The sequence below is a fragment of the Mesorhizobium sp. LSHC420B00 genome (genome assembly GCF_000503055.1).
GTDB lineage: Bacteria > Pseudomonadota > Alphaproteobacteria > Rhizobiales > Rhizobiaceae > Mesorhizobium.
Map to the genome: position 1 here is coordinate 538,713 of NZ_AYVY01000001.1, position 26,104 is coordinate 564,816.

The 26,104-nt window shown below is 62.6% G+C and carries 20 protein-coding genes and 1 pseudogene; 20 read left to right on the forward strand and 1 reads right to left on the reverse strand.

The genetic code is table 11. The features are described from left to right. The first annotated feature begins 67 nt into the window (after positions 1–67). Together X760_RS43300 and X760_RS43305 are read left to right on the forward strand one after the other, a co-directional pair. A complete protein-coding gene (locus tag X760_RS43300; protein ID WP_023716968.1) occupies positions 68–1,225 on the forward strand; it encodes an LLM class flavin-dependent oxidoreductase in 1,158 nt (385 codons plus the stop codon). After that, on the forward strand, positions 1,225–1,707 hold the full coding sequence (locus X760_RS43305; RefSeq protein ID WP_023716969.1) for a flavin reductase family protein: 483 nt from the start codon (positions 1,225–1,227) through the stop codon (positions 1,705–1,707). Before X760_RS43300 ends, X760_RS43305 begins: the two co-directional genes overlap by 1 nt. On the opposite strand, the gene X760_RS43310 is transcribed toward X760_RS43305, so the two are convergent. Further along, positions 1,692–2,759, reverse strand: coding sequence for a LacI family DNA-binding transcriptional regulator (locus X760_RS43310; protein WP_023716970.1), 1,068 nt, complete (start codon positions 2,757–2,759; stop codon positions 1,692–1,694). The genes X760_RS43305 and X760_RS43310 overlap by 16 nt on opposite strands. A gap of 109 nt (positions 2,760–2,868) precedes the next feature. On the opposite strand from X760_RS43310, the gene X760_RS43315 reads away from it, so the two are divergent. The 18 genes and pseudogenes from X760_RS43315 to X760_RS43405 all read left to right on the forward strand — a co-directional run bounded on the left by X760_RS43315 (position 2,869) and on the right by X760_RS43405 (position 25,954). Beyond that, complete coding sequence (locus tag X760_RS43315) at positions 2,869–3,969, forward strand: glycoside hydrolase family 88 protein (RefSeq protein WP_023716971.1); 1,101 nt, start codon at positions 2,869–2,871, stop codon at positions 3,967–3,969. Next, the gene (gene kduI / locus X760_RS43320) at positions 3,966–4,799 is read left to right on the forward strand and encodes a 5-dehydro-4-deoxy-D-glucuronate isomerase (protein WP_051409560.1); all 834 of its coding nucleotides are present in this window, start codon (positions 3,966–3,968) and stop codon (positions 4,797–4,799) included. The genes X760_RS43315 and kduI overlap by 4 nt, the downstream gene beginning before the upstream one ends. Beyond that, entirely contained in the window at positions 4,796–7,315 is a 2,520-nt protein-coding gene (locus X760_RS43325) for a hypothetical protein (RefSeq protein ID WP_023716973.1), read from the forward strand. Before kduI ends, X760_RS43325 begins: the two co-directional genes overlap by 4 nt. A gap of 87 nt (positions 7,316–7,402) precedes the next feature. Next, positions 7,403–8,671 carry an ABC transporter substrate-binding protein gene (locus X760_RS43330; RefSeq protein WP_023716974.1) on the forward strand — a complete coding sequence of 423 codons (1,269 nt, stop codon included), beginning with the start codon at positions 7,403–7,405 and terminating at the stop codon, positions 8,669–8,671. A 14-nt stretch (positions 8,672–8,685) separates the two neighbouring features. Then, positions 8,686–9,690: a sugar ABC transporter permease gene (locus tag X760_RS43335; protein ID WP_031193374.1), complete on the forward strand. Its 1,005-nt coding sequence runs from the start codon at positions 8,686–8,688 to the stop codon at positions 9,688–9,690. Further along, positions 9,687–10,739 carry a carbohydrate ABC transporter permease gene (locus X760_RS43340; RefSeq protein ID WP_023716976.1) on the forward strand — a complete coding sequence of 351 codons (1,053 nt, stop codon included), beginning with the start codon at positions 9,687–9,689 and terminating at the stop codon, positions 10,737–10,739. Before X760_RS43335 ends, X760_RS43340 begins: the two co-directional genes overlap by 4 nt. Before the next feature lie 7 nt (positions 10,740–10,746). Continuing rightward, the gene (gene ugpC / locus X760_RS43345) at positions 10,747–11,835 is read left to right on the forward strand and encodes a sn-glycerol-3-phosphate ABC transporter ATP-binding protein UgpC (protein ID WP_023716977.1); all 1,089 of its coding nucleotides are present in this window, start codon (positions 10,747–10,749) and stop codon (positions 11,833–11,835) included. 507 nt (positions 11,836–12,342) lie between these two features. Then, a complete protein-coding gene (locus tag X760_RS43355; protein ID WP_023716979.1) occupies positions 12,343–13,437 on the forward strand; it encodes an HlyD family secretion protein in 1,095 nt (364 codons plus the stop codon). Next, the gene (locus X760_RS43360; RefSeq protein WP_051409563.1) at positions 13,434–15,014 is read left to right on the forward strand and encodes an MFS transporter; all 1,581 of its coding nucleotides are present in this window, start codon (positions 13,434–13,436) and stop codon (positions 15,012–15,014) included. Before X760_RS43355 ends, X760_RS43360 begins: the two co-directional genes overlap by 4 nt. Before the next feature lie 422 nt (positions 15,015–15,436). Continuing rightward, positions 15,437–18,563: pseudogene (locus tag X760_RS43365) on the forward strand (PAS domain-containing protein). Between the two features lie 404 nt (positions 18,564–18,967). Further along, positions 18,968–21,430, forward strand: a complete 2,463-nt coding sequence (locus X760_RS43370) for an MASE1 domain-containing protein (protein WP_051409594.1) — start codon at positions 18,968–18,970, stop codon at positions 21,428–21,430. Continuing rightward, the gene (locus X760_RS43375) at positions 21,427–22,068 is read left to right on the forward strand and encodes a response regulator (RefSeq protein ID WP_023716982.1); all 642 of its coding nucleotides are present in this window, start codon (positions 21,427–21,429) and stop codon (positions 22,066–22,068) included. The genes X760_RS43370 and X760_RS43375 overlap by 4 nt, the downstream gene beginning before the upstream one ends. Before the next feature lie 2 nt (positions 22,069–22,070). Then, positions 22,071–22,460: a response regulator gene (locus tag X760_RS43380; RefSeq protein ID WP_023716983.1), complete on the forward strand. Its 390-nt coding sequence runs from the start codon at positions 22,071–22,073 to the stop codon at positions 22,458–22,460. Continuing rightward, positions 22,450–23,133 (forward strand): response regulator transcription factor, encoded by a 684-nt coding sequence (locus X760_RS43385; RefSeq protein ID WP_023716984.1) that lies wholly within the window; start codon positions 22,450–22,452, stop codon positions 23,131–23,133. The genes X760_RS43380 and X760_RS43385 overlap by 11 nt, the downstream gene beginning before the upstream one ends. A gap of 74 nt (positions 23,134–23,207) precedes the next feature. Then, positions 23,208–23,363: a hypothetical protein gene (locus X760_RS76130; protein WP_023716985.1), complete on the forward strand. Its 156-nt coding sequence runs from the start codon at positions 23,208–23,210 to the stop codon at positions 23,361–23,363. A gap of 323 nt (positions 23,364–23,686) precedes the next feature. Then, positions 23,687–24,679, forward strand: a complete 993-nt coding sequence (locus X760_RS43395; protein WP_245278495.1) for an alpha/beta hydrolase — start codon at positions 23,687–23,689, stop codon at positions 24,677–24,679. 49 nt (positions 24,680–24,728) lie between these two features. Next, entirely contained in the window at positions 24,729–25,091 is a 363-nt protein-coding gene (locus tag X760_RS43400) for a hypothetical protein (RefSeq protein WP_023716988.1), read from the forward strand. Positions 25,092–25,204: 113 nt separating this feature from the next. Then, positions 25,205–25,954, forward strand: coding sequence for a glucose 1-dehydrogenase (locus tag X760_RS43405; protein WP_023716989.1), 750 nt, complete (start codon positions 25,205–25,207; stop codon positions 25,952–25,954). Positions 25,955–26,104 lie beyond the last annotated feature (150 nt).

Sequence of the window (26,104 nt, forward strand, 5' to 3'; positions counted from 1 at the left end):
TACGCAAGCCCTATTCGCAGCTCCGGACGTCATTGAGTGGCCCGGACGTCTTTTCTGAAGAGTGGCAATGAGCATCGTCCCAATCACCTCGCCGGATCTCGATGCTGCCGAAGTCTCGTGGTTCGCCGCACTCTGCTCGGACGACTATCGATATCTCGGCGTGCCGGACGGCGCACTGCGCTCGGGCTGGGCGCATTGCTCCGAGATCGTGAAGACGTCCGAGGCACTCGGTTTCCGCAACATCTTGTGTCCGTCGTCCTATCAGGTCGGCCAGGACACGCTGAGCTTCGTTGCCGGCTGCGCGCCGATCACGTCGAAGATCAATCTGCTTGCCGCTGTGCGCTGCGGCGAGATGCAGCCGATCATGCTGGCGCGCACGATTGCGACGCTGGACCACATGCTGGAAGGCCGGCTGACGGTGAACGTCATTTCGTCGGACTTTCCGGGCGAGACAGCCGACAGCGCCTACCGCTATCAGCGTTCCCGCGAGGTGGTGCAGATCCTGCGCCAGGCCTGGACCAGGGACAGCATCGATTTCGAGGGCGAGGTCTATCGCTACAAAGGGCTCTCGACGGCGCCGGCGAAGCCCTATCAGCAGAATGGCGGCCCGCTGCTCTATTTCGGCGGTTATTCGCCCGACGCGCTCGAGCTTTGCGCCGAACAGTGCGACGTCTACCTGATGTGGCCGGAAACCAAGGAGGAGCTTGCCGGCCGCATGAGAGCAGTCCACGAGCGCGCCGAGCGTCATGGGCGGACGCTCGACTACGGCCTGCGCGTCCACATGATCGTGCGCGATACCGAGGCAGAGGCAAAGGAATATGCCCGGGAGCTGGTTTCGAGGCTGGACGACGAGCAGGGCAGGGCGATCCGCGAGCGCGCGCTCGACGCCCGATCGCTCGGCGTATCGCACCAGGCCAGGAACCGCCAGATCGCCGATGCCGAAGGCTATGTCGAGCCGCATCTGTGGACGGGGGTCGGGCGGGCGCGCTCTGGCTGCGGCGCGGCGCTGGTGGGCTCGACCGATCAGGTTCTGTCGGAAATCGAGGCGTATATGAAGATGGGGATCCGCGCCTTCATTTTTTCCGGCTACCCCCATCTCGACGAGGCGCGTCATTTCGGCACCAAGGTCCTGCCCCAGCTCAAGACATGCTCGCTCCCGCACGCCTATGGCCGGGTGCCCGAACGGATCCCGGCGACACCACTGGGAACGGGGGAGCGCCGCTGATGGAGCATGTCGTGTGCGATCCAGGCCTTTTGCGCAATGCCTTCGGGCGTTTCGCCACCGGCGTCACGGTCGTCACCACCGGCACGGCCGACGGCCCGGTCGCAATCACCGCCAACAGCTTCTCATCCGTGTCGCTCGACCCGCCGCTGGTGCTCTGGTCTATCGGCCGCCACTCGCGCCGGTTCGAAGCCTTCGCCAATTCCGCGCACTACGCCATTCACGTGCTGGCGGAAGATCAAATCGATCTGTGCTGGCGTTTTTCGAAGTCGGGGACGGACTTTGCCGATCTTGACCTGTCATGGAGCGAGCACGGCGTGCCATTGCTGCCGCGCGCGCTGGCGCGGTTCGAATGCAGCGTCGCCGACCGCTTTCCGGCTGGCGACCATATGATCCTGCTTGGACGTGTCCTTGAACTGGAGACGCAAGAGGGGTTGCCGTTGCTCTTTGCTGGCGGCAAGTCGCGCGCTCAAGAGGCCAGCTGATGATCGCCGGCGCCGCTCCGGGCTGGTGCCGTCGACTGGCGCACCACGAGATTGCAGGCAAGTTCGACGCGACGCGGCGGCGACCCCGAATGGGCCATGTCGTCGAGCAGCAGGCTAAGCGCCGCCGATCCGATCTCGCGCATGGGAATGTGCATCGCCGTCAGCGGCGGGTTGCAGAAGGCAGCGAGCGGCAAGTCGTCCATGCCGACCACGGACACATCGCCAGGCACCGAATATCCGGCCTCCTGGACGCCGGCGATGGCACCAAACGCCAGGCTGTCGCCGGCCGTCAGCACGGCGGTGAAATCGAGGCCGCGGGCCGCGATGCGCTCGGTCACGGCCCTGCTCGCAAGTTCCGGCAGCCAGTCCTGCACCTCGACCACGAAGTCGTCGAAGCCGACAATGCCGGCCGTGATCAGCGCGTCGCGCCAACCTTCGTAGCGCCGCTCGATCGTGCGCCGCCCACGCCGCATCAGGAACAGGATGCGGCGGTGGCCGAGGCCGATCAGATGCTGCGCGGCAAGCATGGCGGCAGAGCGATTGCAGGGCGTCACGCTCGAATGGCGCATCGAGGGATCGTCGCCGTTGACGAGCACGATCGGCTTGGCGAAGCCGGCTGTCAGCGTCAGCACGTCATCGTCGTCCAGCGTCAGAAACAGGCAGCCGGCGACGCTGTCGTCGTGCTCGGATTCACGCAGCAGCGCGATTTCGTCCTCGGGCGCCGAAACCGGCCGGGTCACCAGTTCGACGCCCAGCAACCGGGCGCGCTCGTTGAGCCCGTCAAGGACATGGTAGGTGAACTGATTGCGGGCACTGTCCACCATTGCCACGCTGCTTGCGGCCAGGATGACCTTGCGGCCGGCAACCGAGGCGGGAATGGCATAGTTCATCGACTTCGCCGTTTCGATGATCCTGGTGCGAAGCTCGTCCCTCACCCCGCCGACACCGCTTAGCGCACGGGAGGCGGTGCTGACCGACACGCCGCAACGCGCCGCGATCTCTTCAAGTCGAATGCGGCGGCTGGGGCGGCCGCGCTTGCCTTGGATATTCATCGCTCCGTCACCTCCGGCAAATTCATCCGACTAATGCAAAAAATTTTCAGATTGCGCAAGAAAAATGCCTGTGAAACAGTTCTGATGAAGCGGGAGAAACGGAGGAGTGATGCCGCTATCGGCCGAACGCTTGAATTACGTGCTTGCCAGCCTCGTGGCCGGCATGACCGGCTTGCGTCATGACGGGCGGTTCCATGAGCCGAATCTCGACGGCACGCCGGGCGACTATGTCAGCTTCGACAGCTGGGAATGGCCGCAGGGCGTCGGGCTCTACGGGCTGGTTCGGCTGTGGGCGCAGACCGGTGACGATCGGCTGCTGCAGACGATCGAGACCTGGTACGACCGACGCATCGCTGCCGGTCTCCCGGCGATGAACGTCAACACCACCGCGCCTCTGCTGGCGCTAAGTGAATTGTGGCGGCGCCGCCGCCAGCCGCGTTTCGAGCCGGTCCTGCGCGAATGGGCCGAGCAGGTAGCCACCGTCTTGCCACGGACGCCCGAAGGCGGTTTCCAGCATGATGTTTCGGACCGGGTCAACGACGACGAATTGTGGGACGACACGCTGTTCATGGTAGCACTGTTCCTCGCATCGTATGGCCAGGCTGCCGGCCAGCGTCGCTTCGTCGAGGAAGCAGAACGGCAATTCCTGGTCCACGCCCGTTATCTCGCCGACCCGGCATCAGGGCTGTGGTTCCACGGCTGGACGTTCGCGGGACGGCACAATTTCGCCCGCGCGCTTTGGGCGAGAGGCAATGCCTGGATCACGGTCGGTATCCTCGACCTGGTGGAGTTCGCCGAAATTGCACCCTCGGTCCGGGCCTATCTGCTCGGCGTGCTGGAGACGCAGATCAACGCCCTGCTCGAGGTGCAGGCAGGTTCGGGCGCATGGCACACTCTGCTCGACGACCCGACGTCTTACGAGGAGATTTCCGCCACGGCCGGCTTCGGCTACGGGTTGATGAAGGCCGCGCGGCTCGGAATCGGCTCGACAGAGTGCCGTGCCGCCGGCCTCCGCGCCTTGGAAGCCGTGGTGGCCAACATCGATGACAAAGGTGTGGTGGCGAACGTGTCTTATGGCACACGCATGGGCGCCGACCTGCAGTTCTATCGCGATATACCCATCCATCCGACGGGCTACGGACAGGCGCTGGCCATTCTGTGCTTGACCGAAGGGACCCGGCATCTGCAGTCGAAGGTGGACGCGGCATGATGCGGACGCTCTATGGCGTGTCGCCGGGCGATATTGCCGGCATGGACACGGACCGGCTGAGGGCCGAGTTCCTGGTCGACGGCTTGTTCCGGCCCGGCGCGATCGAATTCGTCTACACCCATGTCGACCGCATGATCGTCGGTGGCGCGGTGCCGCTGGCCAACCCGCTGACATTCGGCAACGGGGCCGAAGTCGGCACGCCGCTCTTCTTTGACGCGCGCGAGATGGGCATCGCCAATCTCGGCGGCAATGGCGCCGTCGCGGTGGACGGCAGGCGCTTTCCCGTGGCTAACCGCGACATCGTCTATATCGGACGCGGAGCGCGCGAGGTGACGCTGGAGAGCGACGATCCGGAGAGGCCGGCACGCTTCTATATGAACTCGGTGCCGGCCGGCGCCGCTATTGCGCACCGTCTCATCGTCAACAGCGAAGCCAAGCCGCTTGTGCTCGGCGAGGAGGCTCGCGCGAACAGGCGCACGCTGCGCATGTACATCCATCCCGAAGTGGCCCCGTCCTGCCTCTTGCTGATGGGGATCACCGACCTCGCGCCGGGCAGTGTGTGGAATACCATGCCGCCGCATCTGCATGAGCGGCGCATGGAAGCTTATTGCTACTTCGACCTCGCCGAGGCCGACCGTGTGGTCCATCTGATGGGCCGGCCTGACAAGACGCGCCACCTGATGGTTGCGGACGGTGACGTTGTCCTGTCGCCCGCCTGGTCTATCCATATGGGTGCCGGCACCGGCCCCTATGCTTTCGTCTGGGGCATGACCGGCGAGAACCAGGCCTACACCGATGTCGATCCAGTACCCGTGAAGGATTTGCGATGAGCGAGGCCGCGCAAAGCGTTCGGACGGACTTTACGCTGCGCCGGCCGCTCGTGGCGGGGCAGCCAATCGTCTATTGGCGGCTCGGGTCTATCGCCGAGCAACGCTACGACGTGGCCGACCAGCCCATGCAAGGCGAGATGGATCCCTTCTTCTTCCTTACCAAGCACAAGAATTTCATTCCCCATGAATATCCGTGCCGCACGCAGTTCGCAGCGGAACGACGCGGCAAGCGACCACAGGTCAACGCCGAATTCGGCGCTGAGCGCATCTGGTTGCCCTTCGCCTCGCCACGCATCGACCTGTCGGGCTTCTGGTTCCGGCCGACGGTGCTTGGGACCTGGGCCGAGACCACCATCGAGGCGGCCTCGAGTGGCGAGGTGATGGTACGGCTGCGTACATGCGGCGGCGCCATACTCTTTGCCAATGGCGAGGAAGCCGGCTGGATGGCGCCCTACGGCCGCAATCTGGAAAGTGCCGAGCACTTCAAGATCGTGCTGAGGGTCGGCCGCAACGACATTCGCATATGGTTCGACGATCTCGCCGAGCGCGACGCCCGCTACTATTTCCAGCTCGATTATCTATCCGGTCCGGCTGCTTCGGTCGCACTGCCGATCGAAGTCGAGAGCGGCGTTGCCGATGCGATGGAAGCAGCCCTCGACGACATGCATTTCGACCGTCCCGCCTATGACGGCGGCGAGGTGGCGCTCGTCACCGGCGTGGCCCTGCCGCGCGACGCGCAAGTCGAGATCGAGATCGAAGGCGATTTCATGTCGATCGAGACGCCGGTGCGCTTCGCCTTCGATCTGCCAACGGGCCAGACGCGGCTGCCGATCGCCGATACCGAGCAGCTGCCGGCCGACTTTCGCCATTTCAAGGTGTCGCTGAGGGTCGCAGACCATGCCGTATCGCGTGTCTTCGGCGTCGAGATATGCCACGCGCACCGTCAGGGCGATGCGCCGGAAACGCTTACCGCGCGTATAGATGAGGCTTTGCGCGAGGTCGCCGATCACGCCGAGGCCGATACGGTGCGCGCGCTGGCGCGCCTGGCGATCGGGCAGCAGGGCGCCGAGACCGACGCCATGATCTCCGGCACGCTGCCGGCGATCGAGGATTGTCACGATTGCGCCGACTTCATCCTGGTGCCGCTGCTGTGGTGCCGCAAGGCCTATGGCGATCGGCTGGAAGTGAGCCTGCGCGCGCGCATCGACAACGCCATCCTCGGCTATCGCTACTGGATGGACGAGCCCGGCAATGATGTGCAGTGGTACTTCTCCGAGAACCACGCGCTGCTCTTCCACACCGCCGCCTATATTGCTGGGAGCCTGTTGCCTGATGTGCGGTTCGTGCGGTCGGGCCGCCTTGGCCGCGAACAGTCCGCGGTGGGAGCCGCGCGGGTACGCGCCTGGCTCGATCATTTCGAGGCATGGGAGATGGCCGAGTTCAACTCGGCGCCCTATTTTCCGATCGACCTCAAGGGCCTGTGCGCGCTCTACGCGCTGGCCCCGGACAAGGACATCGCCGAACGTGCCGGCAACGCAGTCATACGCCTGCTTGAAATCGTCGCCCGCTCGGCGCATCGCGGCATCCTCACCGGGGCGCAGGGCCGCTCCTACGAGCACACGCTGCGCGCCGCGCGTTCCCTGGAATTGTCCGGCATCTGCCGCATGCTTTGGGGCAAGGGCAATTACGGCATGCGCTTTCACGCGCTGCCGCAGCTGGCATTGTGCCTGCGGGATCACGATTTGAGCGTTCCGGACGGGTTGGCAGCAATTGCTTCCCTCACCGACGATACGGCGTGGGAATGGACTTTCGCGCAGGGACAAGACCGCTTCGCGCGGCTCTACCACTACAAGACGCGCGGCCATGCGATGGGCAGCGCCGCTGGCTATCGCTGGAATCAATGGGGTTATCAGGAGACCGTCATTCACGCCCGGCTGGGCAAGAATCCGGATGCGCAGATCTGGATCAACCACCCCGGCGAAGTGCTGCAGTCGGGATATGGCAGACCATCATATTGGGGTGGCTCAGGCACGTTGCCCCGGCTTCACCAATACCGCGACCTCGCCATCGTCAGCTTCTCCTGCTCGGATGAACAGCCCGACTTCACGCACGCCTGGTTCCCCGCACGTGCCTTCGATGCCGTGCGAGTGGGTGGCGATCGGGCGTTCGCGCAATCCGGCCACGCCTTCGTCATGCTGAAGACGGATGTTCCGCTCACGCAGGTAGAGGCCGGCCCGACGGCCGGCAACGAGTTGCGGGCGGCGGGACGCAGGACGACATGGATCGTTCGCCTCGGTGACAGGGATGCCAATCTGCCGGCGCTCGACGCCTGGGCGGGCGCCTTTGCCGGCCTGTCGGTGCGGTCGGGTCCCGACGGCGAGTTGATCGTCGAGGATCCGGAGTACGGCACGGTGCATTTCCTCGCCGACGCAAGGATCGTGGCCGAGGGACGTACACTCGATCCGGCCAACTGGACCGTGCGCGGTGAGGCGGTGCGCATGAAGCACAGAGAGTAGGGAGGAATCGGCTGCGACGCTCAAGAGGAGAGGGCGTAGCGGCTTGAACTATCGGGGCGCCGCCCCGCTAAAGGAGGAGACGAAAGCATGAATAAGTCCCGCACTTTGCTGGCCGCGCTATCGGTCAGTCTGCTCGCATCGACCAGCGCGTTTGCCGGCGACGTGCGCATCATGTGGTATTCGGACGGTGTCGAAGGCGATGTCATTCAGGACATTCTGAACCGCTTCATGAAGGACAATCCCGACATCCACGTCACGCTCGACAACGTCGCCTACAAGGTGATCCAGGAGCAGCTGCCCATCCAGCTCGAAGCCGGCCAGGGCCCGGACATCGCCCGCGTCACGAACATCAAGGAGCTTGCCCAGCACTGGCTCGATCTCAGGCCACTGGTGGCCGATCCGAAATATTGGGAGGACAATTTCGCTGACACGCTGGACTGGATGCGCCCCGACGGCTCCAACGCCATCCCGGGTTTCATGACCCAGCTCACGCTCACCGGCGGCTTCGCCAACAAGACGTTGTTCGAACAGGCCGGCGTGCCGCTGCCCGGCGACAAGGCGACCTGGGACGACTGGATCAACGCCGCCGCCGAGGTGGCGAAGAGCCAACAGCTTCCGGCTGCCTTCGCCATCGACCGTTCCGGCCACCGCATTTCGGGTCCGAATGTCTCCTTCGGAGCGAACTATATCGGCCCCAATGGCATGCCGGCCAAAGTGGACGACGGCACCAAGGCGTTCGTCGGCAAGCTCGTCGACTGGACCGCCAAGGGCCTGATGCTGAAGGATACCTGGGTGTCGGCGGCAGGCTCGACCTACCGCGCGGCCGCCGACGACTTCATCAACGCCCAGATCCCGTTCTACTATTCGGGCAGCTGGCAGGTCGCCAATCTGTCGACCAAGATCGGCGACAGTTTCGACTGGGTGGCAACCGGCTCGCCCTGCGGTACTACAGGCTGTTCGGGCGTGAAAGGCGGCGCGGCGCTGGTCGCCATCAAATACACGAAGAATCCCAAGGATGTCGCCAAGGTCATGGATTATCTGGCCCGTGAAGACTTGGTGGAAGAGTTCAGCGAGCGCACGCTGTTTCTGCCCGCGCACAAGGGCGTCGTAGACAAGGGCGGGCTGAAATGGGTCTCGGCCGACAAGAATGTCGGTCCGGCGCTCGACAAATTCGTCAAGGCGGCGGGTGAAACCCTGCCGGCGGCCGATGCGCTGCCGCCGTGGAAGTGGGCCAATGCTTACTTCGCCGCGCTGGTGACGCGCGTCAGCCAGGTGATGGCCGGCGAGCTCAGCCTCGACGATGCCTGGGGCAGGATCGACCAGGATATCGCCGACAAGGTTGCCGAGGCGAAGTGACCGCCGCCGCGACACTGAAGGCATGGATTGGCGCCGCCCTCGCGGCGCCGGTCGTGTGGCTGGCATCGATCGTCAACGTGCCGCTGAAGTTCTGGCAGCGCGCGACGGGCACCGGCGGCATGGCCGCGTTCTTCCTGGCCCCAAACATGGCGATCTTCGGCATTTTCGTCCTGGTGCCGATGATCATCAACTTCTTCTATTCGGCCACGTCAGGAACGGCCTACTTCCTGCAGGACCGAACCTATGTCGGGCTCGAGCAATACCAGCGCCTGCTCGATTGCGGCAACTACCTGGACACTGCCACTTGCCACGAGGATCTCTTCTGGAAGGCCGTGCACAATACCGGCCTGTTCGTCGTCGTGCAGGTGGCGCTGATGACGGTCGTGTCGATGGCGACAGCGCTGATCCTCAACCGTGAGATCGTCGGGCGCAGCTTCTGGCGCGCGGTGTTCTTCTTTCCGGTGCTGCTGTCGCCCGTCGTCACCGGTCTGATCTGGCGCTGGATCCTGCAACGCCAGGGCTTGCTGAACCTGATCGTCCATGATCTGGGCGGCGAGCCGCACAACTGGCTGACCGACCGCTTCTGGGCTTTCACCGCCGCCGTCAGCGTTTCGGTCTGGGCCCATATGGGCTTTTATACGCTTATCCTGCTTGCCGGATTGCAGGCGATCCCGCGCGACCTTTACGAAGCGGCCGAGATGGACGGCACGAAGCCGGCGCGGGTGTTCTGGCGCATCACGCTGCCGCTGCTGATGCCTAACCTGCTTGTCGTCATCGTGCTGACGCTGATCCGCGCCGTGCAGATCTTCGACGAAGTCTATGTGCTGACGGGTGGAGGGCCGGGAACCTCGACCCTCTATATCACGCAGTACATCTATGAGATCGGCTTCGCCTCCCTGCTGCGCAATCCGGGGCTGGCTTCGGCGGCTTCGATCTTGATGGGGTTGGTGCTGGTCGTGCTCACCTTAGTTCAGCTGCAGGTCGGACGCCGGGGTGAGCGGAAAGGAGCCCGCGAATGAGCAGCGTCATGACATTCCTGACCCGCCGGCGCGGCGGTCGCGGCTGGCACTGGACGGATATCGTGAGCTGGCTGTGGCTGCTCGGCGGCGTTGTCATCATGTTCGGTCCGGCCGTTTGGCTGGTGGGTTCGTCATTCAAGACACCGGCACAGCTCGCCGAGTTCCCGCCGACCATAATGCCTTATGTCAGCCAACAGGCGAGGGTCGAAGGCTACGATAAGCCGCTGGCCCTCTACAGGGTGAAGCTTCCGGATGGTTCGACCAAGGTGCTGGCCGAGGTGCGGCGCATCGGCATCATGGCGCAAATGGTGGACCCGCAGGCGCCGAACGATATCGTCAAGGTCAACATCGCCGACCGGCAGCCGGTGCGCGAAATCGGCTTCGCAACGGAGAACTACACCGAGCCCTTCGTCCATTTCGACTTCCTGCGCTATCTGCGCAATTCGGTCTTTGTGACGGCAATGGCGACGCTGATCACGCTGCTCACCAATTCGATGGCCGCCTTCGCCTTGTCGAAATACAAGTTCCGCGGCCGCGATCTGACGATGCTTGTGATCGTCGGTACGCTGATGGTGCCGCTGTCGGTCATCCTGGTGCCGCTCTATTCGGTGGTGGGCGCCGTCGGACTGCTCGATTCGCTGTGGGGCGTGATCTTGCCGACCGTGGCGACGCCGACCGGCGTCTTCCTGCTGCGCCAATATATGCTGACCATCCCGGACGAGCTGCTCGATGCGGCGCGCATGGACAACGCTTCCGAATGGCAGATCTACTGGCGCATCGTATTGCCGCTTGCAGCACCGGCGCTCGCCGTGCTGGCGATCTTCTCGGTCGTCTGGCGCTGGAACGACTTTCTGTGGCCGCTGGTGGTGCTGTCGCGCAAGGAACTCTACACACTCCAGGTCGGCCTCAACACCTATGCCGGCCAGCTAAACGTGCAGTGGCACTACATCCTGGCGATGACCGTGGTGACGATGATCCCCGTCGTCCTCGTCTTCGTCTTCCTGCAGCGTTACATCACTTCCGGCATTGCCGGCACCGGACTGAAGTGAGGATGTCATGGGACGGATAACGCTGACCAACATCGATCGCGCTTACGGCAAGATGAAGATCTTGCACGGCATCAACCTCGACGTCGGGGACGGCGAGATGCTAGTCCTCGTCGGCCCGTCGGGTTGCGGCAAGTCCACGCTGCTGCGGCTGATTGCCGGGCTCGATCGGCCGACCGACGGCAAGATTGAGATCGACGGGGTCGACGTCACCAACGTTTCGGCCGCGCAGCGCGGTCTGGCGATGGTGTTCCAGTCTTACGCGCTCTACCCGCACATGAGCGTGCGCCAGAACCTCGCCTTCGGGCTCGAAAACATCCGTATGCCGAAAGCCGAGATCGACGCGCGGATCACGGAAGCGACGCGCATGCTGGAAATTGCTTCCTATCTAGACCGCCGGCCCGGTCAATTGTCGGGCGGCCAGAAGCAGCGCGTGGCGATCGGCCGTGCGGTGGTGCGCAATCCGACCGCCTTTCTACTCGACGAACCGCTGTCCAACCTCGATGCCGAACTGCGCATCACCATGCGCGCTGAACTGGCGGGCCTGCACCGGCGGCTGGCAACCACGATGATCTACGTCACCCATGACCAGATCGAGGCGATGACGCTGGCGGACCGCATCGTGGTCATGCGCTCGGGGCGGATCGAACAGGTCGGCCGGCCGCTCGATCTCTACAACGCGCCGGCCAACCTGTTCGTCGCCGGCTTCATCGGCGCGCCGCGGATGAACCTGCTGCCGGTGAAGGTGCGTTCGGCAAGCGGCGCCGAGGTGCGTGTCGAAGGTCCGGGCGGGCTGTCGGCCTCGGTCGCCGCCGACGGGGTCGCGCTGAAACCGGGAGACGACGCGACGCTTGGCATCCGACCACACGACATCCAACTTTCGGATGGCAGCAAGGGATCGGTGGAAGCGCGGATAACGCTGGCCGAGGCGCTGGGACCGGAAACCGTTGTCCACGCCACCATTGCCGGCGACAGCAAACTTATCGCCGTTCTCAAGCAGCAGGGCGTTGAATCGCAAGGGCCGCCGATCAACCTCGCTCTGCCGCCGGAGCGCATGCATCTCTTCGATGCCGCCGGGCTGCGTGTCGCACCGCGTTAGCCGGAGGCAAGATAGCGGGTTGTTTCATGAACTGTCGCAACTGCCGCACAGCGAACGCGTGTTGCGCGCTTGTCAAAATACAAAATAGGTGAACGTTAAGACAACCAAACTCTTCAAGAGGGCGCTCTCTGCGATCATTGCTGCCACGGGATGTCCGGAATTTACTTCAAAGTGGATTTTCTCGTGGACGGTCTTCGGCAATACGGAGATCCGCGCCGCCACGTTCGCGCGCCTGAATCCGGCCGACTGACAATACGACCTGTGCTGAGGTTCAGTACGAACTACCGATCAGGGCAAATGGGATGTTCGTCCGCATGATAGCGGCGAGGCCGTGAAATCCGCGATCGTTCTTCAGTTCTGCCTTGTTGCAGAGCCGCAGCTCGACGGAGACGTTCTCGTGAGACTCTATTGCGCACCGTGGGTTTGCAGCCTTGCCGAACGGCTCGCTCTTCGGCAGGCGGAGATCTCCTTCGATAGTGAGCGCGTCGACTTGGGGTCGAGGCAATCATGAGCCAACCCCGCAAGATCGCGATCGCCCTCGTTGCCCTTATGGTGCTGCCAATGGCAGCTATTTGGAGCTGGCAGTGGTTTACAAGGGGCCGGTTCGAGGAAACGACCGATAACGCCTATCTCCGCGGAGACATTACCAGCATCGCTCCGAAGCTCGCCGGTTACGTCGTCGAAGTCGACATAGACGACAATGCCAGTGTGTCAAAGGGTGCTGTCCTGTTTCGCATCGACGACAGCGACTACAAGGCCAAGGCGGAGCAGGCGAAAGCCAACGTCGCCGCCCGGCAGGCGGAAATCGCCAACATCAAGGCGACCCGTGAACTGCAGGACGCATTGATCGCGCAGGCCGAGGCGCAGAAGCAATCTGCCGCAGCCGACCTGCAATTCGCCCGCGCCAACTTAAGCCGCTACGTCACGCTGCAGAAGAACGGAACCGCAAGCGATCAGAAGCTGCAGGATGCGCAGGCCGGCCATGACAAGGCAAGGGCATCGCTGGACGGCGCAGAGGCCAATCTGTTGGCTCAGAAGTTGAAGCTCGGCGTCCTGGATGCACAATTGTCCGGCGCGCAGGCAGCCCTGTCGCAGGCACAGGCAGCGCTCGACCTGGCAATGCTAGACCTGGCCAACACCGTCGTGAGGGCCCCGGTCGACGGCATCGTCGGCAATCGCCAGATCCGGGTCGGCCGCTATGTCACCCCAGGGACGGCAGCCCTGGACATCGTTCCGGTTAACGATGTCTGGATCGTCGCAAACTTCAAGGAAACGCAGCTGAAGCAGGTTGAGATCGGCCAACGGGTCCGCGTCATGGTTGATGAATATCCAGATCTTGAAATCGACGGCCTTGTCGACAGCTTCGCTCCTGGCAGCGGCGCAGCCTTCAGCCTGCTGCCGCCGGACAATGCCACCGGCAACTTCATCCGCGTCGTCCAACGCGTGCCGGTCAAGATCAGGATGACGCGCAATCCGTTGCCCGGCCGCCTGGTTCCGGGACTCTCGGCTCGCGTTGCCATCACCGTCGGCGCCGGGGATGCTCCGGCCGTAGCGCAGGAAATGCAGACAGGCGGGACCGCGAACGGGCGCTCAGCGCAATGATGCACCTCGCCGAAACGGCGGCTGTGCAGCGCCATCCCGGCACCCTGCGCGCTTCCTTGATAGCAATCGGCGTCGTGCTGGCCGCCTTCATGGACGCGGTCGCATCCACCGCACTGTCCATCGGCCGGATCGACATGCTTGGCGACACCTACGCAACGTCGGACGAGCTGGCGATGGTCGACGTGGTTTTCATCGCGGCGAAGCTGACGGCGTTCCTTGTCGCTCCGCTTCTTGTAACGGCAGCCAGGCCGACCGCCTGCCTCCGCGCGGGGGTTGTCGCCCTTCTGCTGGCATCCGCGGCCTTGACGTTGTCGGTGGACCTCACCTGGATTTGCATCTGCCGCATTGTCCAGGGGCTGGCCGGCGGCACAATTCTCGTCGCCGGCCAGACGCTGCTGTTCTTTCGCTTCCCGCATCGGCATCAGCCGGTCGTTCAGGCAGTTTTTGCCGTAGGCGCCGTCATGGCTCCGACGACCGTCACGCCGGCCCTGCAGGGCTGGCTTGTCGACCATCTTACCTGGGAGTGGATATTCCTGAGCATCATTCCGCTCGGCATCGTCTCCCTTGTCCTGTTGGCGGCGGACGGCGATCGGACCTTTTGGCGGAAAACTAGGTTTCCTGCCGTCGAGATATTGTTGCTCGGCATCAGCGCCGCGCTTTTGACCTACGTCTTGCTGCAAGGCAGCAGGTTCAACTGGTTCGACGACACCGACATCACCTTCCTTGCCGCAACTGGTATGACGGCCGCCGGCCTTCTGGCCGTCTGGGAGACCCGCCTTCGTTCAGAAGGCTCACTGCTGGCCATCTCGCCCCTTGGCAATCCGGACTTTCGCTTTGGTCTTCTCGTCAGCTTCGTCGCCGGCTCTGCCCTTTCAGGCAGCGCCTATCTCATTCCGGCTTTTGCCCTCAACGTGCTCGATTTTACCGCCACGGGCGCGGGAGTGCTTCTGCTGCCAAGCGGAGCCATGCTCGCGCTTGGACTTTTGTTGTCCGGCTTCGTCATCCAAAAGACCGGGATGCGCCCGATCACGCTTGCTCCGTTTGGCATTCTGCTCTTCGCAGGCGCCATGTGGCTGCTGTCCGCTTCGACGAGCGGTAGCGGATCACCGGACCTGACCCTTGCTCTGCTGCTGCGGGGATTCGGCCTCGGCCTTCTGTTCGTGGCACTGACGCTGATTACACTGCAGGGCCTTGCCCCTGATACGCTGCCGTTCGGCATCGGGCTGTTCAACTTCGGCAAGCAGGCGGGCGGTCTGACCGGCACAGCCCTCTTGCAAACGTATATTGATCACCAGAATGTCCACAACCGGACGATACTGACGTCCCACCTCGTCAATGGCGATCCAGCCGTGGACCAGCGCTTGAGAGCCACTGCGAACGTTCTGGCGAATAGTATCGACAGCGCCGCGGCGACCAAGGCCGCGCTGCCGCTGCTGCAGCGCGCGCTTGAGAAGCAGGTCGCCACGATCTCGTTCGACGAAGCTTTCTTCGCGCTCGTCCTGCTGTTCGCGGTCGCTGCGCCCTGTCTCATTGTCGCCAAACAATTGCTCGCCCGCCAAGCCGCTCCGCAGAACTAAAACCGCGTCCAGGCCCTATACTTTGGAACAGATGTTTTGGTCGGGCGAGGCTTCCAGATTATCTCATGAGCCGTGTTAACCGGACGAGACAGGGATGACGAATGCAGAGGTTTTTCCGGTTTCACTCTGCAGCCGACGAAGAGGCAGCCGAGCGTCTTACCTGTCCGGCTCGTATTTCCCAGTGGTGGTGTTGACGCGTCGATCCGCGTCGCTTCTTGCCCGAGGCGATCGTTAGGCGCGCCGTAGCGGCCGGGCCGCCGCAGCGGCGATATCTCCGCGCAATGCATGGATTTCCATGAGATGCAGCCGGGGCATCGCGGGACTAGATTTAGGCGGTGAGTTCGCCTGTCCAGATATTGAAAACAAGTGCTATATAAAGCGCTGACCGTCCCCAGGCTTTCTTTGTCCGACAGGAGAAGCCAATGACAGCAGCGTCCGACTCACTTGGCGAAATCGACCCCGAAGCAACGCTCGCGCTGCAAATCATCGAGAGTATGCCCGGCCACGCGTGGGCAGCCGATGCCGCCGGACGATTCACCTTTGTGAGCCCAAACACCGTGGCGTTCCTCGGCAACACGCATGAGGATCTCAACACCTCCGAAGACGACGATGAGTTCGGCTGGCGTCGAGCCGTCCATCCCGACGATTATGATCGTGTCGCCGCCAGATGGCGGCATTGCCTCGAAACCGGCGATCACTATGACACCGAGCATCGTCTGCGGCGCGCCGATGGCGTCTATCGCTGGTTTCGAAGCTCAGGACGACCTTTTCGCGATAGTCAGGGCCGCATCATTCAATGGTACGGCACGACAATAGACATTGAGGACCAGAAGCGGGCGGAGTCAGCATTGCGCGACCGCGAGCGGGAGCTCTCGCAGCTCGTGGACATGGTACCGAGTCACATCTGGCGGCTCGATCCGGACGGCGAGCCGATTTTCTTCAATAAGCGCATGGTCGATTTTCTCGGCCTGGACGTAACGGATATGGACAGACCGGGCATGAGCCGGCTGGCGGCGATGATACAGGCCGGCGTCCATCCGGACGATGCAGCAGCATTCGGCGATGCACTCCGTGGTTGCTTCGCTACCGGTGCGAGCTTCGCCATGCGCTATCGCCTGCGCCGTGCCGATGGCGTCTATCGCTGGATGTCGAGCCGGGCGGAGCCGATGCGCGATGACGCCGGCCGCATCGTCCAGTGGTACGGCCTCTGTCACGACATAGACGATCAGATGCACGCCGAAGAGGCGTTGCGGCGAAGCGAGCGACAATTGCAGCACATGATCGACGCCGTGCCGGTCCGCATCTGGAGCGTGATGCCGACCGGCGGGCCGGTCTACTTCAACAAGCGATACCAGGACCATTTCCGCTCCGTTATCGCGAACTTTGATGCTCTCGGCGAGCCGGGCATCGAAACGCTCCTGCACGAGGTTATTCATTCCGAAGATGCTCCCGAGGTGCAGCGCACGTTATCGAATTGTTTCGAAACTGGCGGCGGCTCCGCGATGCGGTTTCGCTGGCGCGAAAAAGACGGCACCTATCGCTGGGCTGAGTGCAGGGTGGAGCCGCGGCGCGATGACGACGGAACGGTCGTGCAATGGTACGGGGTTTCTCTCGACATCGACGATGAGGTGCGCGCGCAGGCGGCGTTGCGCAAAAGTGAGCGGCGCCTTCAGCAGCTCATCGACACCGTGCCCGCTTTGATCTGGAGTACGACACGGGAAGGAAGGCCATCCTACGTCAACAAGCGGTTCACCGACGTAACCGGGGCCACGCTCGGTGACATCACCGCCCCGGACGGCTCGCCGTCCCTGAGCGTGATCCATCCAGACGATATCGACACCGCACGGCAGGCGATCCGCCATTCATTCGCAACGGGCGTGCCTTACGTTCAGAGATATCGCCAACGGAGGGCCGACGGCGGCTATCGCTGGACCGAGACTCGCGCCGAGCCGCTGCGCGACGAAGATGGCAGCATCCTCCAGTGGTACGGCGTGAGCGTCGACATCCATGATCTGGTGACCACGCAGGCCGCATTGCACGACCGCGAACGAGAGCTCTCGCAGCTCGTCAACATGGTTCCGAGCTACCTCTGGCGGCTGTCTTCGAACGGCGAGCCGACCTTTTTCAACAGGCGCCTGATAGATTTTCTCGGCCTGGACATAGCGGACGCGGAAAAGCCGGACACGAGCCGGCTAGCGGCCTTCATTCCCAACGTCGTCCATCCCGACGATGCCGCCAGCCTGAGGGAAGCACTCAACAGCTGCTTCGCCACCGGCGAGCGCTTCTTCATGAAGTATCGCCTGCGGCGTGCCGACGGCGTTTATCGCTGGATGGAGGGCCGCGCGGAGCCGCTGCGGGACCAAGGTGGACGCATCGTCCAATGGTACGGCCTTACGCACGACATCGACGACCAGCTGCGCGTCGAAGAGGCGCTGCGCGAGAGAGAACGTGCGCTCTGGCAGCTCGTTGAAACGCTGCCGGCAATGATCGATTGCGCCGCTCCGGATGGCGAACCGATATATCGCAGCCAGCAGCTCCGCGAATTCCTCGGATACAATCTTGAGGAATTGGACGAAGCGGGAAAGTCCCGGCTGGCCGGCACACTCGACGCCGGTGTTCATCCCGACGACCTGACAGGTGTTAAAGAGAGATATGCCCATTGTTTGTCCACCGGCGAGCCGTATGCGCGACGGCACCGTCTGCGGCGCTTCGATGGTGAATATCGCTGGGTCGAGACGCGCGCCGCGCCGATGCGCAACGCTGAAGGTGCCATCGTGCAGTGGAACGTTATCTGCCTCGACATCGAAAATGAGGTGCGGACACAAGAGGAGCTTCGACTGGCACAAGAGAGACTTGCGCGTGCGAGCCAGGCCGCGAGCCTTGCCGAACTCTCCGCATCCATCGCTCATGAGGTGAACCAGCCGTTGGCCGCCATCGTCGCCAACTCCAACGCATGCCACCGTTGGCTGTCCGTCGTGCCCCCGAACGTCGAGCGCGCGAAAATCACGGCCGAGCGCATCATCCGCGATGCCAACTCGGCGGCGGATGTCATCAGCCGCATCCGTGCCTTGTTCAGACCTTCGCTTGAAATGAGAACCAGCACACCGATCCCCAGCGTTATTGCCGAAGCGCGTGACCTCATGGCCGAGGAAGCCATACGGCGTCGCGTTCGCATGGACATCGATGTCGAAAGCAATCTTCCGCTCGTCGCCTTCGATCGCGTCCAGATCCAGCAGGTCCTGGTCAACCTCATTCGCAATGGCATGGAGGCGATGGACTCCACCACGGACAGGGTTCTCGGGCTGCGTGTGCGCCGGATAGAGGACACGATCCAGACCGAAGTCAGCGACCGCGGCCCGGGTATCGAACGTCCCAACAAGATATTCGAGCCGTTCTTTACGACGAAAGGGAATGGGAATGGGCATGGGGCTGGCGATCTCCCGTTCGATCGTCGAGTCTCACGGCGGACGCCTATGGGCGGAGAACAGTGTGCCGCATGGAGCGACATTCATCTTCACTCTCCCGGTTGAAGCGAAAGCTGTGCAATGATGCCGGACGACGACAATCGTCCTCATCTTGGACGATGCTGAACGTATCCGGCGGCGCTCAGCAAACGCTTGGTTTGTTCTCCTTTCGGTGAAGGGCGTCGCTGCCCCCGCGCAATGCATGGATTTCCATGAGGTGCGGTTGGGGCGTGGCGGGATTAGGGTGACGGTGTGAGTCCGTCAGCCCAGATCCAGCTACCAAGAGCAAGTGCTATACGAAGCGCCGACAATCTCCAGAGTTTGTTTGTCCGTCAGGGGCACCCGATGATGACAGCGCCCAACTCACTTGGCGAGACCGATTCCAACGCAACGGGCGCGTTAAAGCATGACTTCGACCGATCCGGACCGGGATTGCAGGGAAGTGGCCGATCTTTGGCGACGAGTGAACCAGGCCTGATTCGCGGCAACATGATCAGCGATCTTGAAAGAGGCAGGTTATCGCGCGTCTGGTCGCACCGTCCCCAATTCTTGCATCTGGGGCTTTTTATTACGGCCTATGTCCTGGGCTGCGGCTTCGCCCAGTCGCTCGCAATCATCCCTGGAACAGGGATTTCCATCTGGCCTCCGAGCGGGCTGTTCATCGCTACGCTTGTCTTCGCCTCCAGGTATAGCTGGCCGTGGTGGGTGCTGGGGGCCTGTCTGGCCGAACTGTTCAGCAACTTCTTGTGGTTCCACACTCCGCTGCCCGCGGCCTTCCTGATCTTTGCCGGCAACGCTCTTGAAGCGGTGGCCGGCGCATGGCTCGTGAACCAGACCTGCAAGCGCCCAGTTCGGCTGGAAACGTTGCGGGACGTTCTCGCATTCGTCGTACTGGCCGCTGGAATTGCGCCAGTTGCAAGCGCGACGGTGGGAAGTGCGGCGCTTGCGTGGTTTGGCATACAATCGCAAACCTTTGCGACGGCTTGGCCGCTGTGGTGGATCGGAGACGCGACGGGAGTCCTGATCGTAGCGCCGCTGGCGCTGGTCGTGTTCCAGAACTGGCGCGGCAAGGCGCAGCTCTCAGCAGCGCGGTGGATGGAAGCTTGCGTCCTGGGGCTGATCTTTCTTGGTATCGCCGCCCTTTCCTTGAGCGGCTATCTGCCCTTCGCCTACATCATCATGCCGCCTCTTCTTTGGGCCGCAGTGCGCTTTGAGTTCAGAGGCGCCGCCGTAGCATTGACCGTCCTCGCTCTGATCACGGCGGTATTCACGATATCCGGCGCCAGCCAATTTGCCGGCGATCCCGAGTTCCAGAAGCACAACCAGATCATGCTGCAGCTTTTTCTGGCCATCTCGGCATTTTCGGCGCTCGTCGTGGCCGCCATATCCCGGCAGCATCAGGCGGCGGTGCTCACTTTGCGTGAAAGCCTTGAGGCATTGGGCGACCGGGAGCGGGAGCTCTCGCAGCTTGTCGACATGGTTCCGAGCCACGTTTGGCGCCTGAGGCCCGATGGCGATCCGACCTTTTTCAACAAGCGCATGGTCGACTTTCTCGGCCTGGACGTAACGGATTTGGACAAACCGGGCATCAGCCGGCTGGCGGCGATGATAAAGGCCGGCGTCCATCCGGACGACGCAGCAGCATTCGGCGATACGCTCAGTCACTGCCTCGCCACCGGCGAGCGCTTCTCCATGAGGTATCGCTTGCGCCGCGCCGATGGCGTCTATCACTGGATGTCGAGCCGGGCGGAGCCGATGCGCGATCACACTGGCCGCATCGTCCAGTGGTACGGCCTCTGTCACGACATAGACGATCAAATGCAGGCTGAAGAGGCCCTGCGGCGGAGCGAATTGCAGCTTCAGCAGATGATCGACGCTGTGCCGGTCCGCATCTGGAGCGCGGTGCCGACCGGCGGGCCGGTCTACTTCAACAAGCGGTACCAGGACCATTTCCGCTCCGTGATCGCTGACTTCGAAGCACTCGGAGAGCCGCGCATCGAGGAATTGCTGCAAGAACTGGTTCATCCCGAAGATGCTCCCGAGGTGCTGCGCACGTTGCTGAATTGTTTCGAAACAGGCGGCGGTTCCGCAATGCGGTTTCGCTGGCGCGAAACAGATGGCTATCGCTGGGCGGAGTGCAGGGTCGAGCCGCGGCGTGATGAAGACGGAGCGGTTGTGCAATGGTACGGGGTTTCCCTCGACATCGACGAAGAGGTGCGCGCCCAGGAAGCGCTGCGACAAGCCTCCGACAAACTCGCGCAAGCCACTCAGGCTGCAAGTCTCGCCGAGCTTTCGGCTTCGATCGCCCACGAGGTGAATCAGCCGCTGGCTGCGATCGTCGCCAACTCCCATGCATGCCACCGTTGGCTGTCCGCAGCACCGCCGAACGTCGAACGCGCGAAGATTACGGCCGAGCGCATTATCCGGGACGCCAACTCGGCGGCGGACGTCGTCGGCCGCATTCGCGCGCTGTTCAAGCAATCCACGGAGACGAGAACCAATGCGACGCTCAGCAGTGTCATCGCAGAGGCACGCGACCTCGTGACCGAGGAAGCGATGCGGCGGGGCGTTCGCATCAGCGTTGATATCGGAAGCGACATTCCGCTAGTCGCGTTCGATCGCGTCCAAATCCAGCAGGTTCTGGTCAATCTCATCCGCAACGGCATGGAGGCGATGGACTCTGGTGCGGACGACGGAGTTATCAAAATCCGCGTGCGCCATATCGGGGATGTTGTCCAGACCGAAGTCAGCGATCACGGCCGGGGTGTCGAGTTTCCCGACCGGATATTCGAACCGTTCTTTACCACGAAAGAGCAAGGGATGGGCATGGGACTGGCGATCTGCCGTTCGATCATCGAGTCGCACAGCGGGCGTTTATGGGTCGAGAAGAACGAACCACGTGGAGCGACGTTTATCTTCACGTTGCCGATTGAAGCGAAAGCGGCGTCATGACGACGGACGGCCAAATTGTCTTCATCGTAGATGACGATGAACGCATCCGGGAGGCGCTCAGTGAGCTGCTGGCTGCGCACGGCATGCGTGCCGTAGCGTTCGGATCGGCGGGCGATTATATCCGCGCTGACAAGCCGGACGTCCCTGCCTGCCTCATCCTCGATATCGAGTTGCCGGATATTAACGGCCTCGATCTGCAGCGGCAGATTGCCGAGGGCGATCATCCGCCGATCGTTTTCCTGACAGGACATGGCGATATCCCGTCCTCCGTGCGTGCGATCAAGCACGGCGCCGTAGATTTCCTGACTAAGCCCTTCAGCGATGCAGACCTCATGGCCGCAATCCATGCAGCGATTGCCCAGGATCGGGCACAGCGATCGGAGCGCGCTGAGCTGGGCGTGTTGAAGCAACGTTATCTCGAGCTGACGCCGCGCGAACGTGAGGTGCTGCCGCTGGTGGTCAGCGGCTTGCTCAACAAGCAGGCCGCCGCTGAACTGGGGATCAGCGAAGTTACGCTGGAAATTCATAGAAGGAACGTCATGCAGAAGATGGTCGCGGCGTCGCTCGCCGACCTCGTGCGCATCGCCGAGCGATTGGGAATACCGATCACGCACTCGCGCCGGGCAGGGGGGAGCTGAGGGTGAGCAAGCGGAGGCCTGTCGTGGCGATTGTCGACGATGACCCAAGACTACTCGAGTCGCTGGAGGACCTCTTGGAGTCCGCCGGCTATGTGGCACGCAGCTTCTCGTCGGCGGGGGCATTGCTGGTCAGCGGCCTGTCTGGATTGGACATGCTTATCACCGACATCGGGATGCCCGGCATGGACGGCTTTGAACTTCGTGACCTGGTCAAGAAGGCGCGTCCGGACCTGCCTGTGTTCCTGATCACCGGCCGCCACGAGATAGTGGATCAGCACCGCGCCAAGGGCATTGGCGGGCTTTTTCGCAAGCCATTCGATGGCCAGGCACTGCTTGCGGCGATCGGCGACGCTTTACGCAACCCAGAAACGGAGGCTAAACATGAGAGTTGACCAATTGCCCTTATCGAGATCGATACCGTCATCACAGCAGCGAAGGGCTGAAGCCGAGCAGCCGCGGGTCATTATCGTCGACGATGATGCCTCTGTTCGGGAGGCGCTCTCTGAATTGATCCTGTCGGCGGGTTTCCTGCCGGTGTGCTTTACCTCAACCCGTGAATTGCTTGACGCCGACGTGTTGGAGAGCCCCGGCTGCTTGATCCTCGACGTGCGCATGCCGGGGACGAGCGGTCTCGATCTGCAGCACCATCTTGCGAAAAACGGCAACCCCAAACCCATCATCTTCCTGACCGGGCATGGCGACATCCCGATGACTGTCCAGGCGATGAAGGCCGGCGCCGTGGACTTTCTCACCAAGCCGGTGCGGGATCAGACGCTGCTTGACGCCGTGATCGCGGGCATTGCGGTGGACGCCAAGCGGCGGGCGGATGCGGTGATCGTCAAGCGCAACATCGAGCGCGTCGAGACGCTGACGCCGCGCGAGCGCGAGGTTCTGCGTGAAGTGGCGCGCGGGCGCCTCAACAAGCAGGTCGCCTTCGACCTCGGCATCAGTGAAGTGACCGTCAAGCTTCACCGTGGCAATGTCATGCGCAAGATGGAAGCCGCTTCCATCGGTGAGCTGATCCGGGCGTGGGAAACGCTGCCCGAGCCGATGCGCGAGGTCTAGAATTGGCACAAGCCGATCCATGCTCCATCCAATAGGATCGCCCAGCGCGCCCGGCCATTTCAGGCTGTGGGAAATTGCTTCTTCAGCGCGCGCAGGCCTTCCTGCCCGTCGGCACGCTGCTGCTGCGGGTGGTCCTGATGTACATCGGTGGTTCCTATTGGGTGTTTTGCGGCAAGGCTCGCGCCAACATCGCCACCACTGAGCGGCGCTCTTTTGCGGCGCCAGCCTGACCGACAAACTCGCAACATTTCATGCAACAGCAACTGACGCCGGCCATGCCGCGTCGGTCCCGCGCGCTACCCAAGCCTAAATTGACTTATGTCTATAAGAGCTTGCCTCGGCCCGTCCCCAATACTCGGCGTGCCTGCCCTGCACCTTGGCATCGTATGACAGATGCTTCCGTAGAATAGGTTCGCGGCCCGGATCGGTGCATCCTGTTCCTCGCAAGCCATCACGACCGTCGCGTTTCTACCGCTCCTCGCTCGCTCCTCCCCGAACGCGACCGCACGGGCCGACTCGACGGTCGTGACGGTGAGCAGGATGTTCAAAGCACATGGATGGACATGATGAACAAAGACGGACTTTTCTCCGTCGGCGGATCTCGTCGCGATGTCTTGTTGGCCGGCCTGATCGCCACCGTTGCCGCCGGACTGCCCCGCGCTGCTTCGGCCGTGAGCCGAAAACAAAACCTTCCCTCTTCCCCTCAACCAAAGGAACCAAGACGATGAGCACCATCACGACCAAGGACGGCACCGAAATCTACTACAAGGACTGGGGCAAGGGCCCGGCTATAACCTTCTCGCACGGCTGGCCGCTGAATTCCGACGCCTGGGACGGCCAGATGCTCTTTCTTGCCCATAACGGCTTTCGCGTGGTTGCGCATGACCGGCGCGGCCATGGCCGCTCGAGCCAGGCCACGTCCGGCAACGACATGAATGGCTATGCGGACGATCTTGCAGCCGTGATCGAGGCGCTGGATCTCCGGGACGCCACGCTGGTCGGACATTCAACCGGAGGAGGCGAGGTCGCTCGCTATATCGGACGGCACGGGACGAAGCGGGTGGCCAAGGCTGTTCTTATCGCCGCTGTTCCGCCGATCATGGTGAAGACGCCGGCCAATCCGGAAGGCCTGCCGATCGAGGTATTCGACGGCATAAGGGCTGGCCTCGTCAAGGATCGTTCGCAGTACTACCGGGACCTCGCACCGTTGTTTTATGGGGCGAACAGGCCAGGCGCCAAGGTTTCCCAGGGGATTCTGGATCAGTTCTGGCTCTGGAGCATGCAGGCGGGTCTCGTGAACGCGTACGAAAGCGTCAAGGCGTTTTCCGAGACCGATTTTACCGAGGACCTCAAGAAGTTCGACGTACCAACCTTGGTCCTGCATGGCGAGGACGATCAGATCGTCCCCGTCAAGGACTCGGCAGTCAAGTCGGCCCGACTGATCAAAGGCGCAAAGGATATCTATTACCCCGGCGCGCCCCACGGGATTACGGCCACGCACCAGGATCAGGTCAATGCTGACCTGCTCGCCTTCATCAAAGGATAGCAAGCCTCAGTCACGACCGCATGTTTTCCGAAATTCCTTGGAGCCGCCGATGGCCACCTTTGGCAATATTTCGCGCGCCCTGAACCGCATTTCGGGTGGCGCGCCAGGTCAAACCTTGTGCGCTCGCATAGCCGAGCGGTGGCCTGAATGCTGGTTCTGCCGGCTCATGTCCCGGATTGTGGAACCGAACCACTGCGCCATCGAGCTGGAGCGCTGGCAAAGGCGCGAAACATGTGCTGCGACACGGCTGCCATTCGGGCAACCGCGCCTGTGCAGCGCGGAGGTGATCGCCGGTGTTCGACACTACGTCGCGCTGTCGGGGGTCGCCGCCGCGCGCTTGTTCTGCCTTGAAGGCCAATGCGCTCTCCAAGACGTCAAACTGGCTAAGCGCCGCGAGTTTATCAATCGGTAGCCGTTTGCGATTGCCGCTCATTTTGGCGGTCTCAATTCGGCGTGAAATTTTCTTGGCCAGCGGTTGCGACTATCGCAGCAGCACCGGCACAATTTTTCGAAGGCAGGAACGACATGGGCGCACTCTCAGGCAAGATCGCGGTGGTCACCGGCGGAAACAGCGGGATCGGACTATCGGCTGCAAAAATCTTTGCCGCCGAGGGCGCGCAAGTCGTCATTACCGGCCGCCGGCGGCAGGCGGTCGAGGAAGCGATCGCGCAGATCGGGGCAGGCGCGCTGGGCATTCAGGGAAATGTGGCCGACGTGGCGCACCATGATGAGGTGGCGCAGCAGATCCTCCAGAGGTTCGGGGCGCTCGACATCTATATGGCGAACGCCGGCATAAACACCATCACCCACTCGGCCGACGTCTCCGAGGCAGAATATGATGCGCAATTTGCCGTCAACACGCGAGGCGTCTTCTTCGGCGTCCAGAAGCTGATTCCGATCATGCGGAACGGCGGCGCAATCATCCTCACAGGCTCGCTGGCCAGCGAGAAGGTTCTGGACGGTCATGCTGTTTACGCGGGCTCCAAGGCGGCCATAAATGCCTTTGCGCGCGCTTGGGCGATCGAACTGAAGTCTCGCGGTATCCGGGTCAACGTGCTTAGCCCAGGTCCGGTGGATACGGCTATTCTCGATAAGCTAGGCATACCGTTTGAGCAGCGCGGGCTGTTTGAAAAGGCGATGGCTGAGGCAATACCCTTGGGCCGGATGGGGCAGCCGGAAGAGCTGGCAAAAGCCGCCCTGTTCCTTGCCTCGGACGCGAGCAGTTTCGTCACGGGCATTAATCTGCGGGTCGACGGCGGGATGGCAGTGCTCTGAGCCACGACTGCGAAGTCGTCGCGCCAATAGACGGCCGAATAATGCCTGAGCAATCGGTCTTCCTCACGACGATTTTCCGGGAAGCTGCCGCACGAATCCCTCCAAATAGGTCGGAGGCGAGAACGTTCGTCGACAGGACGCAAATTGAGG

What these genes read in the sequence shown, in the direction of transcription:
- X760_RS43300 (WP_023716968.1), top strand. Translation starts at nt 68, where the DNA reads ATGAGCATCGTCCCAATCACCTCGCCGGATCTCGATGCTGCCGAAGTC.
- X760_RS43305 (WP_023716969.1), top strand. Translation starts at nt 1,225, where the DNA reads ATGGAGCATGTCGTGTGCGATCCAGGCCTTTTGCGCAATGCCTTCGGG.
- X760_RS43310 (WP_023716970.1), bottom strand. Translation starts at nt 2,759, where the DNA reads ATGAATATCCAAGGCAAGCGCGGCCGCCCCAGCCGCCGCATTCGACTT.
- X760_RS43315 (WP_023716971.1), top strand. Translation starts at nt 2,869, where the DNA reads ATGCCGCTATCGGCCGAACGCTTGAATTACGTGCTTGCCAGCCTCGTG.
- kduI (WP_051409560.1), top strand. Translation starts at nt 3,966, where the DNA reads ATGATGCGGACGCTCTATGGCGTGTCGCCGGGCGATATTGCCGGCATG.
- X760_RS43325 (WP_023716973.1), top strand. Translation starts at nt 4,796, where the DNA reads ATGAGCGAGGCCGCGCAAAGCGTTCGGACGGACTTTACGCTGCGCCGG.
- X760_RS43330 (WP_023716974.1), top strand. Translation starts at nt 7,403, where the DNA reads ATGAATAAGTCCCGCACTTTGCTGGCCGCGCTATCGGTCAGTCTGCTC.
- X760_RS43340 (WP_023716976.1), top strand. Translation starts at nt 9,687, where the DNA reads ATGAGCAGCGTCATGACATTCCTGACCCGCCGGCGCGGCGGTCGCGGC.
- ugpC (WP_023716977.1), top strand. Translation starts at nt 10,747, where the DNA reads ATGGGACGGATAACGCTGACCAACATCGATCGCGCTTACGGCAAGATG.
- X760_RS43355 (WP_023716979.1), top strand. Translation starts at nt 12,343, where the DNA reads ATGAGCCAACCCCGCAAGATCGCGATCGCCCTCGTTGCCCTTATGGTG.
- X760_RS43360 (WP_051409563.1), top strand. Translation starts at nt 13,434, where the DNA reads ATGATGCACCTCGCCGAAACGGCGGCTGTGCAGCGCCATCCCGGCACC.
- X760_RS43370 (WP_051409594.1), top strand. Translation starts at nt 18,968, where the DNA reads ATGATCAGCGATCTTGAAAGAGGCAGGTTATCGCGCGTCTGGTCGCAC.
- X760_RS43375 (WP_023716982.1), top strand. Translation starts at nt 21,427, where the DNA reads ATGACGACGGACGGCCAAATTGTCTTCATCGTAGATGACGATGAACGC.
- X760_RS43385 (WP_023716984.1), top strand. Translation starts at nt 22,450, where the DNA reads ATGAGAGTTGACCAATTGCCCTTATCGAGATCGATACCGTCATCACAG.
- X760_RS43395 (WP_245278495.1), top strand. Translation starts at nt 23,687, where the DNA reads ATGGATGGACATGATGAACAAAGACGGACTTTTCTCCGTCGGCGGATC.
- X760_RS43400 (WP_023716988.1), top strand. Translation starts at nt 24,729, where the DNA reads ATGGCCACCTTTGGCAATATTTCGCGCGCCCTGAACCGCATTTCGGGT.
- X760_RS43405 (WP_023716989.1), top strand. Translation starts at nt 25,205, where the DNA reads ATGGGCGCACTCTCAGGCAAGATCGCGGTGGTCACCGGCGGAAACAGC.